Below are 15717 nucleotides of genomic sequence, written 5' to 3' on the forward strand. Positions count from 1 at the left end.
TTTTATTTATTAATTTATTACATTAATCTTTTCAAAAAAATGAATGAAAGTGAAGGAGAAAAATTGATTTCTATTAATATTGAAGATGAAATGAAATCATCTTACATAGATTATTCTATGTCTGTGATTGTATCCAGAGCTCTTCCAGATGTTAGAGATGGGTTAAAACCTGTGCATAGAAGAGTTCTTTATGGAATGTATCAATTAGGAATTATTTCCAAGAGTTCTTATAAAAAATCTGCTCGTATTGTTGGAGAAGTATTGGGAAAATATCATCCTCATGGAGACATTTCTGTTTATGATACTATGGTTCGTATGACTCAAAAATGGACATTACGTTATCCATTAATAGATGGACAGGGAAATTTTGGATCATTGGATGCAGATCCTCCGGCAGCTATGCGTTATACAGAAGTAAAAATGAAAAAAATTTCTGAAGAAATGTTGTTGGATCTAAAAAAAGAGACCGTAGATATGCAATTAAATTTCGATGATTCTTTGGAGGAACCAACGGTTTTACCTACCAGAATTCCCAATCTTCTAATTAATGGATCTTCTGGAATTGCAGTTGGAATGGCAACCAATATTCCTCCTCACAATTTAACAGAAACTATAAATGCTATTTGTGCCTATATAGATCATAATGATATTTCTATAGAACAGATCATGAAATATATAAAAGGGCCTGATTTTCCTACAGGTGGAATTATTTACGGATATGACGGAGTTAAAAATTCTTTTTACACCGGTAAAGGACGTATTGTTTTACGTGCAAAAGTCCATTTTGAAGATCTTCATGGAAGACCATGTATAATTGTAGATGAAATTCCTTATCAAGTGAATAAAGCGGATATGATTGCTAGAACTGTGGAATTGATGAAAGAAGGAAAAATGGAAGGAATTTATCAAATTCGTGATGAGTCGGATAGAAATGGATTACGTATTGTTTACATTTTGAAACAAAATACAAATTCTAATATATTATTGAATCAATTGTTTCAATATACTTCTTTACAAACTTATTTTAATGTCAATAATATAGCATTAGTTAATGGAAAACCTGTTCAATTAAATATAAAAAGTATTATTCAACATTTTGTTGATCATAGACATAATGTTATTATTCGACGTACAAAATACGAACACAAAAAGTGTCAAAATCGTATTCATATTTTATTAGGTTTTTTGAAAATATTAGATCATTTAGATATCATGATTCAATTAATTCAAAAGTCTCATCATCGTTCTGATGCTTGTAATAAACTGATTCAAAAATTTCACATATCAAAACATCAATCTCAATCTATTTTAGATATGAAATTACAAAGTCTTACTTCTTTGGAAGTCAAAAAACTTAGAAAAGAATATGACGAACTTGTTCAAAAAATAGAGTTTTTTAGAAATGTTTTAAAAGAGCATTCTATAAGAACAAAAATTATTAAAAAAGAACTTTTAGAGATTCAAAAGAAGTACAAAGACAAACGTCGTACACAAATCGATTATTCCGGATATAAGGTAAATATAGAAGATCTAATTGAGAACGAACAGGTCGTTCTTACTATTTCCCATGCTGGGTACATTAAGAGAACATCTTTATCAGAATATAAACGTCAAGGAAGGGGTGGAGTAGGAAATAGAGGAGCCATTGCTAGAGAATCAGATTTCTTTAAACATTTACTTGTAGCAAGAAATCATCAATATCTACTTTTTTTTACAGAAAAAGGAAAATGTTTTTGGCTCAAAGTATATGAAATTCCAGAAGGATCTAAAATTTCTAAAGGTAGAGCGATACAAAACATTATTCGTCTTCAAACAGATGATAAAGTCAATGCTTATATATTAACAGGAGATCTTTCTAACAAAAAATATGTAAAAGATTATTATGTCATGATGATTACGAAAAAAGGTATTATAAAAAAAACACCTTTAGAAAATTATTCTCGTCCTAGAAAAGATGGGATTAATGCTATTGTGATTCGTAAAGGAGATTCTTTGGTGGAAGCTATTCTAACTAAGGGAGATAGCCATGTTTTTGTTGCTGTAAAAAGTGGAAGGATTATTCGTTTTTCAGAAAAAAAAATTCGTTCAACTGGAAGAGCTTCTTCGGGAGTGATAGGAATAAATATAAAAAATAAAGATATGGTCATTGGAATGATCTGTGTGGAAGGAAAAGAAAAAGGACATTTGTTAGTTGTTTCTGAAAAAGGGTTTGGAAAAAGATCCAGTATTAAAGATTATCGGATCACTAATCGTGGTGGAAAAGGAATTAAAACAATAAATATTACTCAAAAAACAGGAAGTTTAATTTCCATAAAATATGTCACGGATCGAGATGATTTGATGATTATTAAAAAGTCAGGAATTATGATACGTATACCTATATCGGATATAAGAGTGATGGGAAGAACGACTCAAGGAGTTCGATTAATTCATTTGAAAGAAAACGATGCTATAGCTGATGTGGCAAAAGTTTACAAACCTATTGTGGTATTTCATTGAAATCTCGCAATATATTAATACATTCCGATACATAAAAATCTAAAGAAAGATTTTTTTTCCATTCTTTTTGTTTTTCTGATTCTTTTGATAGAATTTTATAATAGACAGGAAAGGTTTTTGTCCCAAATGTATTCAAATTGTTTCTTAATTTTTTTAAATTCTCATTTCTTTTTTTTATTTTTAAATTTTCATAATAAAATTCTTTCCAATTTAAGGAAAATTGTTTTTTATTATAAGATTTGTTTTCTAATGATTGCATAGTTTTGAAAATAGTGATAAAATCCTTATTTCCTTTTAAACGTTTTATGCTTTTATGTTTAATATTTTCTATATATAAATTTTTATAATAATAACGAAGAGAAGGAATAGGATTCGTACAATCCCATTTCATGGGATTGGTTTGATTTTTTTCCATAAATTTTAAAAATGTATTTTTTGTATTTTTCCTTGGAAGAACTATATCTGGGGTCACTCCCTTTAATTGAGTAGAACTTCCATTCACACGATAAAATTTATTAATGGTAAATTTTAAGGTTCCTAACTCTTCATTAAAATGTAAAAAACGATTTAATGGATAAATAGTTTGTATAGTCCCCTTTCCATATGTTTGATCGCTTCCCACTCCAACAATAATTCCTCTTTTATAATCTTTGATAGCAGCAGCGAGGATTTCAGAAGCAGAGGCAGAAAATTCATTTACAAGAATAACAAGGGGACCTGTCCATAAAACCTTATTTTCATGACTTTTAAGTATATTTTTCTTTTTGTGAGGTTTTCCTATTTGTAAAATAGGAACTTTTCCTAAAAAGAAACCAGAAATTTCTATCACGGCATCTAAAGATCCTCCTCCGTTATTTCTAATATCTATCAGAATTCCTTTTATATTTTCTTTTTTTAGTTCTTGAATGATTTTTTTCATATCTTGAGCTGCATTTCTACCATTTTTATTTTCAGGATTAAAATAAAATTCTGGTAAACAAATCAATCCATATTTATCTTTATTTTTATCCAAAATTATAACACTTTTTGCAAAAATTTCTTTCGTTTCAATTCTATCTCTAGTGAGAATTACTTCTTCTATAGATCCATTTTTTTTCTGAATAGTTAATTTCACTTTACTTCCTTTTTTTCCCCTTATTAAACGAATCGAATTTTCTAATAACATTCCTACAATATTTTTTGATTCTGAGTTTACGTTTTTTGCTACTCGTATAATTCTATCTCCTATTTCTATTTTTTTATTTTTCCACGCAGGTCCACCAATAATAAGTTTAACAACAGTGGGAAATCCTTTATCATCTTGTAATTCCACCCCAATTCCTTCTGTTTGTCCAGATATGTTTAAATCGAAAATTTCTTTTTCTTTAGGAGAAAAATAATTTGTATGAGGATCATATTGAGAAGTTATAACATTAACATATCTGGAAAACCAGTCGGATTCTTTTTTTATTTTTATTTTCCTAAAATATTCCTGAATATATTCTTCTACTTTTTTTCTGGACCTTTTTTCTTCGTTGAAAAATGCATTTTTCAAAAATTTTTTTTCTTTTGTAGAAGTGATTGTTTCTAATAAAGTCATATATTTTAAGTATTTTCTCCATCTTTCAATCCATTCTTTTTGATTTTTTGGATAAGAGAATTTTTGTTCTTCAAGTATGTATATTTCTTTTTGATTAAAATCAAAAGATTTTTTTAATATTTGAAAACATATAAATTCTGCTTCTTTTACTCTTCGAAAAAAACGTTTCATAATAATATTAAAGAAAGTAGGATCTCCATGAATCCAAAATTCGTCTATTTTTTCTCTATATAAAGAAAGATCTTCTAAATCTTGTTGTAGAAAAAAACGTTTTTGATTATCTAATTTTTCAAAAAATTTATCATATACTTTTTGTGAAAAATTATTATTTATAGAAATAGGAGTAGGATGTAAAAAGTAAAGTGTTTTATATATTGATTTAAGGATTATACGATGTTTCTCTTGTTCTCCTAATGGAGAACAAAAACTTAATGAAAAAATGAAAAAGAAACCAATGATTATATATTTAATATCATTCAGTTTTTTTATTTTAAAATTCACAATAATGTTTTGATTGAAAAATATTAGTAAAATTATACATAAATAGTTTTTTATATAATATAAAATGAATAAAAAACCAATTATTTTAGTTACAAATGATGATGGAATCGTCGCTCCAGGTATTAGAGCCCTTGTCCATTCTATGAATCTTTTAGGAGATGTATATGTAGTAGCTCCAAATAAACCCCAATCTGGAGTAGGACATGCAATAACAATGAATACAATTTTATATTGTGATTCGGTAAAAATAGATAATGGAATTCAAAAAGAATGGGAATGTTCTGGAACTCCGGTAGATTGTGTTAAATTAGCAATCAGTGATATTCTTCCAAGAAAACCTGATATTTGTGTATCAGGAATTAATCATGGATCCAATTCTTCTATAAATATTATGTATTCTGGTACGGTTTCTGCTATTATTGAAGCAAGTATAGAGGGAATTCCATCTGTAGGATTTTCTCTCTTGGATTTTGATTGGAATGCTGATTTTGAACCATCTAAAAAATATGTATGTCAGATTGTCAAAAAAATTCTTTACAATCCTATTCCAGAAAAAATAATCACTTTGAATGTAAATATTCCTAAATTAAAAAAAGAACAAATCAAAGGAATTAAAATATGTAGACAAGCAGACTCTAAATGGAAGGAAAGTTTTGATAAACGTTATAATCCTAAAGGAAAAACTTATTATTGGTTAGTAGGAGAGTTTTTGAATTTAGATGAAAAAGTTGATACAGATGAATGGGCGTTAAAGAATGGATATATATCTATTGTTCCTATTCAATCTGATTTAACCAATTATACTATATTAAACCTTTTAAAATCTTGGAACTTTTTTGTACTATTTGTTTTTTTTTTTTTTTGGATACATAGTTTAGTTAATTCTGAATTGAAATGTTAAAAATCTATATATAGTGTCATATTTTTTAGAAAGATCTTTAAATCCTAAAACAATTCAAGATTTTGTTGGACAACATCATATATTGGAAAATTTGAAAATTTTTATTCAGGCTGCTAAAAAAAGAAAAGAAGCCCTAGATCATATTTTATTTCATGGACCTCCAGGATTGGGAAAAACAACATTGGCACATATTGTGGCTAATGAATTACGTGTGGATCTCACTGTTACTTCAGGATCTGTTTTAGATAAGCCAGGAGATCTAGCCGGATTATTGATTCACTTAAAAATAAATGATGTAATTTTTATTGATGAAATTCATCGTCTTTCTCCAATAGTTGAAGAATATTTATATTCAGCTATGGAAAATTATAAAATAGACATTATCATAGATTCTGGATCTAATGCTCGATCAGTACAAATAGATTTATCCCCTTTTACTTTAATAGGATCTACTACGAGATCAGGCTTACTTACAGATCCTATGCGTTCTAGATTTGGTATTAATTTTCGTCTTAGTTATTATGAAAAAGAATTATTAAACAATATTGTAAATCGTAGTGCAAAATTACTAAATATTCCAATAACGAAAGAAGCATCTCATGAAATTTCTAACAGAAGTCGTGGAACTCCACGTATAGCTAATGCCTTATTACGTAGAATCCGTGATTTTGCGCAAATTAAAGGAAATGGAATCATTGATCTTCACATATGCAATTTAGGTTTACAATCTTTGAATGTTGATCAACATGGATTAGATGAAATGGATAATAGAATTTTGTCATATATCATAGATCATTTTAAAGGAGGACCTGTGGGAATCAATACCATAGCAACAGCTGTTAGTGAAAATTCGGACACCATAGAAGAAGTTTATGAACCTTTTCTGATTCAGGAAGGATATTTAATTAGAACTCCTAGGGGAAGAAAGGCTACAAAATTAGCTTACAAACATATAAAACGAAATTTTAAAAAGTAAACTAAAATGTTTTTTTATTATTATGTTTATATGTTTATAAAAATTAACTTTGTTGAAAGAATCAAGATTAAAATGTAAATTATGCCTTCAAATGTTATTGTTGGTCTCCAATGGGGTGACGAGGGAAAAGGAAAAATTACAGATTTATTTGCTAAAAATTCAGATTATGTAGTCCGTTATCAAGGAGGAAATAATTCAGGTCATTCTATTCATATTAGAAATCGTCATTTTGTCCTTCATTTAATTCCTTCTGGAGTGATTTATCCTGAAGTAAAATGTATTATTGGGCCTGGAGTAGTAATTGATCCTAAATCTTTGATACAAGAAATACAGAATTTAGAATTAATGGGAATCGATACCTCTCAAGTTTTTTTAGCAAAAAGAGCACATATAACGATGCCTTATCATCGTTTGTTAGACCGATATCAAGAAGAAGCTTTAGGAGATAAATCAATTGGAACAACCCATCGAGGAATAGGACCCACTTATGAAGATAAAATCGCAAGAATAGGAATTCGTGCTTTGGATTTATTGAATTTAAAAGTTTTTTATCAAAAATTAAAATATAACATTGATCTTAAAAATCAAATTTTTACAAGAATTTTCAAAAAAAAACCTCTTTCTTTTCAGACAATTTATGAAGAATATATAGAATATGCCAAAATTTTATCTAATCGGTTTTTAGATTCCGTTTATGAGATTCATGATGCTTTTCGTAACAAAAAAAAGATTCTGTTTGAAGGAGCTCAAGCTATGTTATTAGATATCAATTATGGAACATATCCATATGTTACCACTTCTTCTACTTCTACAGGAGGCGTTTGTACAGGATCTGGAATTCCTCCCCACTTTTTAAAAAATTTTATAGGAATAACAAAAGCATATTGTACTCGTGTGGGTTTTGGCCCTTTTCCTTCAGAAATAAAAAATGAAATTGGAGAGGTGATCCGTCAAAAAGGGAATGAATATGGAGCAACAACAAAACGTCCAAGACGATGCGGATGGTTGGATCTAATAGCTCTTAAATATTCTTGTATGATTAATGGAATTAATTATTTAGTTATTACTAAATTAGATGTTTTAAGTGAATTGGAAATCATTAAAATATGTATAAAATATAAATGTAATGAAAAAATTATTCAATATTTTCCAGCAAATCTAAAACAAAATATAAAAGGAATCTATATAGATTTACCTGGATGGAAACAAGACATCTCTCATATTCATGAATACAAGAATTTACCAAAAAATTGTAAAAAATATATTAGTTTTATTGAAAATTATCTAAATTTAGAAATTCTATTGATTTCTGTAGGATCTGAAAGAAATCAAAACATCATTAAAAATAAGTCTTTATTTTTTTAAATTCTTACTTAGAAAATATTTTTTGTCGTGGAAAAATATAAAAATCCTTTAGTAGAACGATACAGTAGCCAAGAAATGTTATATAATTTTTCTCCAAAAAAAAAGTTTTTGACTTGGAGAAAATTATGGTTGTATTTAGCAGAAATTCAAAAAGAATTAGGATTAAACATTAGCGAAGAGCAAATTTTTGATTTAAAAAATAATTTACATGACATTGACTGGAATAGAGTTTCTTTTTATGAAAAAAAATTTAGACATGATGTCATGGCACATCTATATGCTTTTGGAGAAAAAGCAACTATAGCTAGACCTATTATTCATTTGGGTGCTACAAGTGCGTTTTTAGGAGACAATACGGATATTATTTTAATTCGTGATGGATTGGAAATTTTATTAAAAAAATTAATTAATGTAATTTTTCGCCTTAGAAATTTTACTCTAGAATATCATAATATTCCTACTTTAGCTTTTACTCACTATCAACCCGCTCAACTAACCACTGTAGGAAAACGTTCTGCTTTATGGTTACAAAGCCTTCTTTTAGATTTAGAAGAATTAGAATTTAGATTGAAAAATATTCGTTTTAGAGGAGTAAAAGGAACTGTAGGTTCAGCAGATAGTTTTAAAGAATTATTTAATGGAGATTTACAAAAATTAAAAGATTTAGAAAAAAAATTATCTAATAAATTCAAATTTAAAAATGTATTTCCTATAACAGGACAAACTTACGATAGAAAAGTCGATGCTCAGATATTAAATTTGTTATCCAATATCTCTCAATCTTCTCATAAATTTAGTAACGATTTACGTTTATTACAAAATTTAAAAGAAATGGAAGAACCTTTTGAAAAAGAACAAATTGGATCTAGTGCTATGGCTTATAAACGGAATCCGATACGGAGTGAACGTATGGCCGCTTTAGCTAAATATGTTATTTCTTTATCTAATAGTTCAGCTTTAGTTGCAGCAACTCAATGGCTGGAACGTACTTTAGACGATTCTGCAAACAGAAGATTGGTTATAGGACAATCATTCTTAGCTGTAGATTCTATTTTAATGATTTGGAATAACATATTAGAAAATCTTGTCGTATATCCCAAGATGATTGATAAACATATAAAAGAAGAACTTCCTTTTTTAGTTACTGAATATATTATTATAGAATGTGTAAAAAAAGGAGCAGACAGACAGGATATCCATGAAAGAATACGAATTCATTCTATGGAAGCAAATGATAAAATTAAACTAGAAGGAATAGAAAATGATTTTATTCAACGTATTTTACATGATAAAAAAATACCAATTCATGAAAAAAAAATAAATCAAATTTTAAATCCTAAAAAATTAACAGGTTTTTCTTCAGATCAAACTTTAGAATTTCTTGATACAAAAGTTAATCCCATATTAAATCGTTTTCATCATTTAATTGATTTTGATCTATCTAACATAATAGACAGACAAATTTAAATACATGGATAAATAAATATAATGAATTTCAGAATTTATATACAAAAAAAAATTCCTTTTGATATTGATTCTAGAAAATTACACAATGAATTAAAGAATATGAATATTTCATTGTATAATAATATCATTATTTATTATATATATGATATATATAATATCAATGAAAAACTTTTTTTAGAAAGTTTATCAAAGGTTTTTGTAGATCCTGTAACAGATATTTTTCATAAAAAAATACATTTAAACACTTCTTCATATCTAATAGAAGATTTCCCAGAAAAATATGATGATAGAGCTCATGCAGCTATGCAATGTATCAAAGTTATCGATCCAAAATCGAACACTGTTTCTGTAAAAACTGGACGATTAATCGAATTCATTGGAATAAAAAAAAAACAGGATTTTTACAAAATTAAAAAATATTATATCAAGTCATATTTGAATGCAGAAAACAAAAAAAATGACACAAAAATTATAGATAATTTCATTAATTTTTCTGTTGAAAAAATAAAAAGTATTCATAATAAGTGGAATCTTTCTATGGACGTTAATGATTTATTCTTTATACAAAAATATTTTTTATATAAAGAAAAGCGAAATCCAACACAAGAAGAATTACGTATATTCGATGTTTATTGGTCTGATCACTGTCGTCATACAACATTTTTTACCACACTAAAAGATATATCTTTTGGTGGATCATTAAAAAAAACATATCAAAGTGTTTTTATTAAATATTTAAAAGATAGAGATTTAATAGGAAGATCAAAATATCCTATAAATCTTATGGATTTATCCAATCTTCCTGCTAAAATTCTTTATAAAAAGGGGAAATTAACGAATAATTATGTTTCATCAAATGATGAACATAATGCGTGTATGATAATGGTTAATGTAGATTTTAAAGAAAATAAAAAAAAAGAAAAATGGTATTTATTATTTAAAAATGAAACTCATAACCATCCTACTGAAATCGATCCTTTTATAGGAGCTTCTACTTGTGTAGGGGGGGCTATTCGTGATCCTTTATCGGGAAGAGCTTTTGTTTATCAAGGAATCAGGTTAAGTGGAGCGGCTGATCCTACCATTTCTAAAACTATTGATGGAAAATTACCACAACATCAAATTTGTCTCGAATCAGCTCGTGGTTATAGTTCTTATGGAAATCAAGTAGGATTAGCCACTACTCATGTACACGAAATTTATCATGAAGGATATAGAGCGAAAAGAATGGAAATAGGCATGGTTGTTGGTGCGGTCCCTGTTGATTTTGTAAAACAAGATAAACCAAAAAAAGGGGATATCATTTTGTTAATTGGTGGTATGACGGGAAAAGAAGGAATTGGAGGAGCAACAGATTCTTCTAAAAAACAGGATTCTGATTTCAGAAATTCTGTACAACAAAAAGGAGATCCAATAATGGAAAGAAAAATTCAAAGATTTTTTAGAAAAAAAAAAGTTGTTTCTTTGATTAAAAAATCCAATGATTTTGGAGCAGGAGGAGCTTCTGTAGCTATCAGTGAATTAAGTGATAGTTTAGTGCTTTATTTAGACAAAATTCCAGTAAAAAAAAATGGAAAAAATATAGAACCCATAGAAATTGCACTTTCAGAATCTCAAGAAAGAATGGCCGTCATATTAGATCCCAGAGATGTAGAAAAATTTATTCATTTTTCTCTTGAAGAAAATATCATGTCTGTACCTATTGGTAAAATTACTGACAATAAACGTATCATTTTTTATTATAAAAAAAAAGAAATTTTTAATGTAGAAAGTTCTTTTTTGAACACAAAAGGATCTCATAAAGAAAAATCGGTTTTTGTAAATTCTCCTATTTCAATTTCTCCTTTTAATAAATCAAAAAAAATTACTTTCAGTAAAAAAACATTCTTAAATATTCTTTCTGAATTAAATATAGCTTCTCAAAAAAGTTTAGTGGAAATGTTTGATAGTACAGTAGGTTCTACTACAGTTTTAATGCCTTTTGGAGGGAAATATCAAATGACTCCATCTGAAGGAAGTGTTCAAAAAATTCCTGTTTTTAGAGGAAATACAAATACAGTGAGTTTAGTTTCTTGGGGTTTTCATCCTGAAGTTTCTGTTTGGAGTCCTTTTCATGGAGGAGCTTATGCAATTGTAGAATGTATTTCTAAAATAGTTTCTATGGGAGGAAATTACAGAAATACTTATTTTAGTTTTCAAGAATACTATCAGAAATTAGGAGATGACCCAAAAAATTGGGGAAAACCTTTTTCTGCTTTATTAGGAGCTTATCACGCTCAAATGTCGTTTGAATTAGCTTCTATAGGAGGAAAAGATTCTATGTCTGGGACATATAAAAAATTGCATGTTCCACCAACATTTATCGCTTTTGGTGTAGCTACAGGTTTATGTTATAATATTATATCTCCTGAATTTAAAAAAGTAGGAAATAAAATTTATTTGTATTATCACCATCCATTAAAAAATGAAATGCCAGATTATGACTCCATCAAAAAAGCCTATGACCAGATTTATGAAGGAATTTGTTCCGGAAAAATTGTTTCAGTCAAAACAATAAAAGATGGAGGTATTTCCGTTGCTATTGCCAAAATGTCTTTTGGTAATCGTTTAGGAGCAGTCATTGATTATAAAGATCATTTGCTTGAAACAAATATAGGTTCCTTAATTATAGAATCTTCCTCTTCTATTTCAAATAATAATTTTATTCCAATAGGAGAAGTTATTTCTCACAAATATTTAAATTTTAATGGAATATCTATTGATATAGATGAATCTATGAAAAATTGGTTAAAAACTTTTTCTCCTATTTTTTCTTATAACGAATCTAACGAAAATGAAGAAAAAATAGGAGAAATAAAAATAAAAAAATCTAATCCTATCATATGGAAATGTAAAAAATTGAAAAAAAAAGAAAAACCTCGTGTATTTATTCCTATATTTCCGGGTACAAATAGTGAATATGAATCTATTCGTGCATTTGAAAAAGAGGGATCCATAGTAAATACTTTAATCTTTAAAAATAGAAATGATAAAGATATTATGGAATCCATATTTTATTTTAAAAAACATATAGAATCTGCACAAATATTTATGATATGTGGAGGATTTAGTGCGGGAGATGAACCAGATGGATCTGCTAAATTTATTGTATCCATATTACATAACCCATATATTCGAGAAGCTGTTCAATCTTTTCTTGATCAAGATGGATTGATTTTAGGAATTTGTAATGGTTTTCAAGGGTTGATCAAATCTGGATTGTTACCTTATGGTAAAATTTGTTTGAGAAATCATAACTCTCCTACACTGACCTATAATAAAATAGAAAAACATATATCCCAATGTGTTCATATTAGAGTGATTTCTGATCACTCTCCCTGGTTAAATGGAATGAAAAATAAAATATATACTCTTCCCATTTCTCATAGTGAAGGAAGATTTTATGCCAACAAAGAAACAATAAATACTTTATTGAATAAAAACCAAATAGCCACACAATATGTAGATTTAGAAGGAAACCCTAGTTTAGATAGATTATATAATCCCAATGGATCTGTTGGTGCCATTGAGGGTTTATTAAGTGAAAATGGTAAAATATATGGAAGAATGACTCATCCAGAACGTTATGATTATGGATTATTAAAAAATATTCCTAATATTCATAAGCATTCTATTTTTAAAAATGCAGTACAATATTTTTTATAATAAAAATTTCAATAAATTATGAAAGTGGCTATATTTTTTGGAAGTATTTCTGATCAATCAATTATGAAAATAACAGAAAAAGTACTCCATCAATTTAACATAAGTTATAAATCTTATGTGATTTCCGCACACCGATTACCAGATATTTTATCAAACACTATAAAAAAAATAGAATCTGAAGGAACAGATGTAATTATTGCAGGAGCTGGATTATCCGCTCATTTACCTGGTTTTATTTCCTCTAAAACGATCCTACCTGTTATAGGGGTTCCAATTCATTGCCATAATAATTATGGATCCTTAGGAGGGATCGATGCCCTTCTTTCTATGGTACAAATGCCAAAAGATGTCCCCGTTGCTACAGTAGGAATAAATAATTCTTATAATGCAGCTTTGTTTGCCATTTATATTTTAGCTACAAAATATCAAAATATAAAAAAATTATTGCTAGAATTCAAAATGAAAAAAAAGGAAAAATTGATAACTGAAATCAAGCAACATTTATTATCATGATCGGCATCATTAAAAAAAATCTTTTATCAGAAGGAAAAACAAAAAAAATATATACAACTAATAATCCATTTGAAGTATTAATTCATCATAAAGATAATATTACGGCTTTGAATGGATTAAAAAAAAATTTTTTACAAGATAAAGGAATCTTAAACAATGAAATAACTACATTAATTTTTAAATTTTTAATTTCTTGTGAAATTAAAACTCATTTTATACGAAAAGTAAACAACAGAGAGCAATTATGTCATAAAGTAGATCCAATTCCTTTAGAATTTGTTGTTCGTAATATTACTTCGGGAAGTATATCTAAACGTTTGGGAATCAAAGAAGGAATTTTTATATCAAATCCTATTTTTGAAATTTTTTATAAAAATGATCAATTAAAAGATCCCTTAATTAATGATCATCATGCAGTATTTCTAAAAATTCTTTCTTATGAAGAATTAAATATCATTTATAGTATGACATCAAAAATCAACTATTTTTTAAAAAAATATTTTTTAGATAAAAATATTCTATTGGTTGATTTTAAAATAGAATTTGGGAAAAATCATAGAAACGAGATAATGCTTTCCGATGAAATTAGTCCAGATACTTGTCGTTTTTGGGATAAAAAAACAATGAAAAAATTAGATAAAGATTTATTTAGAATGGGTTTCAAAGAAAAAGTATTTGACATTTATATGGAGATCTTAAAAAGATTGAATCTAAGTTCATCCATTTAAAATAAATAATGGTCCAAAGATTTTCTTTTTTCAAAAAGATGATATATAAATTATATCCTTATATTCTGAAAAATAATTCTTTTGATAAGTTTCATGATGAATGTGGTATTTTTGGGATTTTTTCTCCTTATAAAGTAGACACCTTTTCTTTAATTCAATTTGGATTATTTGCATTACAACATAGAGGACAAGAAGCTTGTGGTTTTTCTGTTTTACAAGATGGATTTATTATATCACATAAAAGCGAAGGACTTGTTTTAGATTTTTTTAGAAAAATTTCAAATTCTGAATGTTATCATGGAAATGCTGTGATTGGACATACTCGTTATTCTACAGAAGGAGGACAAAGTAAAAAAAATATTCAACCTTTTTTTGGAGAAGATTCCTATGGAAAGAGTATTATATCTATAGTCCATAATGGAAATTTGGTCAATGCTAAAAATATTCGTAAAAAACTGGAGTCCAAAGGAATAAATTTTATATCCGAATATTCAGATTCTGAAGTCATTTTACGTTTAATACAAAAATATTTATCAGAATCTGATAACAGTTTAGAAAAAGCTATTCAAAAAACAACTATTGATATTAAAGGAGCTTATTCTGTGATTGTACTTATGGATAATAAAATGGCTGCATTCAGAGATCCAAATGGAATACGTCCTTTATGTTATGGAATGTTGAATGAATCCACTTATATATTTAGTTCTGAAACTTGTGGAATAGATTCTGTTGGAGGTTTTTACGTTAGAGATTTATTACCAGGAGAAATAATCATTGTAGATCAAAAAAAATCAATTCAATTCTCTCTAATTACAGAAAAAAAAAATACAAAAAAAAGAATATGTTCTTTTGAATATATTTATTTTTCTCGTCCTGATTCTTTAATTGAAAATATAAATGTTTATGAAATTCGTGAAAAAAGTGGAGAAAAACTTTATGAACAACATCCAGTAGAAGCGGATGTTGTTATTGGAGTTCCAGATTCTGGAGTTCCAGCTTCTATTGGGTATTCTAAAGCTTCTGGAATCCCTTTCAAACCAATTTTAGTAAAAAATAAATATATTGGAAGATCTTTTATTATCCCTAAACAGGAAATGCGTGAAAAAATGGTAAACTTAAAATTAAATCCTATATTAGATGAAATAAAAGGAAAACGGATTGTGATTATTGATGATTCTATAGTTCGTGGAACTACTAGTCGGAGATTAGTTTACATATTAAGAAAAGCAGGAGCTAAAGAGATTCATTTTAGAAGTGCCTCTCCTCCTATTATAGGCCCATGTTATTTAGGAGTAAATACTCCTAGTAAAAAAGATCTCATCTCATATAATCATATTGATAAAAAAGATATAGAAAGAATTCTAAATGTAGATAGTTTAGAATTTTTAAGCATGAATAACTTGATAGATATTCTTGGAAGTGTTCATTATTGTTTTGGTTGTTTTACCGGAAATTATCCAGTTCAAAAAAACTAATTTTATAT

General features: G+C 27.5%; 10 protein-coding genes. 9 read left to right on the forward strand and 1 reads right to left on the reverse strand.

Annotated elements, in window-relative coordinates:
* Positions 1–39 precede the first annotated feature (39 nt).
* Positions 40–2499, forward strand: coding sequence for a DNA gyrase subunit A (gene gyrA, locus BPAA_RS00740; protein WP_015429767.1), 2460 nt, complete (start codon positions 40–42; stop codon positions 2497–2499).
* On the opposite strand, the gene BPAA_RS00745 is transcribed toward gyrA, so the two are convergent.
* Positions 2480–4579: a carboxy terminal-processing peptidase gene (locus tag BPAA_RS00745; RefSeq protein ID WP_015429768.1), complete on the reverse strand. Its 2100-nt coding sequence runs from the start codon at positions 4577–4579 to the stop codon at positions 2480–2482. The two genes, gyrA and BPAA_RS00745, sit on opposite strands and share 20 nt — an antisense overlap.
* Before the next feature lie 64 nt (positions 4580–4643).
* Between BPAA_RS00745 and surE the strand changes: the two genes are divergently transcribed.
* From surE to purF, 8 genes are all read left to right on the forward strand, one after another.
* A complete protein-coding gene (gene surE, locus BPAA_RS00750) occupies positions 4644–5480 on the forward strand; it encodes a 5'/3'-nucleotidase SurE (RefSeq protein ID WP_015429769.1) in 837 nt (278 codons plus the stop codon).
* Positions 5481–5493: 13 nt separating this feature from the next.
* Positions 5494–6456, forward strand: a complete 963-nt coding sequence (ruvB, locus tag BPAA_RS00755) for a Holliday junction branch migration DNA helicase RuvB (RefSeq protein WP_015429770.1) — start codon at positions 5494–5496, stop codon at positions 6454–6456.
* 81 nt (positions 6457–6537) lie between these two features.
* Positions 6538–7821, forward strand: coding sequence for an adenylosuccinate synthase (locus BPAA_RS00760; protein ID WP_015429771.1), 1284 nt, complete (start codon positions 6538–6540; stop codon positions 7819–7821).
* Between the two features lie 27 nt (positions 7822–7848).
* On the forward strand, positions 7849–9288 hold the full coding sequence (purB, locus tag BPAA_RS00765) for an adenylosuccinate lyase (RefSeq protein WP_015429772.1): 1440 nt from the start codon (positions 7849–7851) through the stop codon (positions 9286–9288).
* A 21-nt stretch (positions 9289–9309) separates the two neighbouring features.
* Positions 9310–12993: a phosphoribosylformylglycinamidine synthase gene (locus tag BPAA_RS00770; RefSeq protein WP_015429773.1), complete on the forward strand. Its 3684-nt coding sequence runs from the start codon at positions 9310–9312 to the stop codon at positions 12991–12993.
* Between the two features lie 18 nt (positions 12994–13011).
* On the forward strand, positions 13012–13506 hold the full coding sequence (gene purE, locus BPAA_RS00775; RefSeq protein ID WP_015429774.1) for a 5-(carboxyamino)imidazole ribonucleotide mutase: 495 nt from the start codon (positions 13012–13014) through the stop codon (positions 13504–13506).
* Entirely contained in the window at positions 13503–14234 is a 732-nt protein-coding gene (gene purC / locus BPAA_RS00780) for a phosphoribosylaminoimidazolesuccinocarboxamide synthase (protein WP_015429775.1), read from the forward strand. Before purE ends, purC begins: the two co-directional genes overlap by 4 nt.
* A 38-nt stretch (positions 14235–14272) precedes the next feature.
* Entirely contained in the window at positions 14273–15709 is a 1437-nt protein-coding gene (gene purF / locus BPAA_RS00785) for an amidophosphoribosyltransferase (protein ID WP_015429776.1), read from the forward strand.
* Positions 15710–15717 lie beyond the last annotated feature (8 nt).

This window comes from Blattabacterium cuenoti BPAA (assembly GCF_000348805.1).
Classification (GTDB): Bacteria; Bacteroidota; Bacteroidia; order Flavobacteriales; family Blattabacteriaceae; genus Blattabacterium; species Blattabacterium cuenoti_B.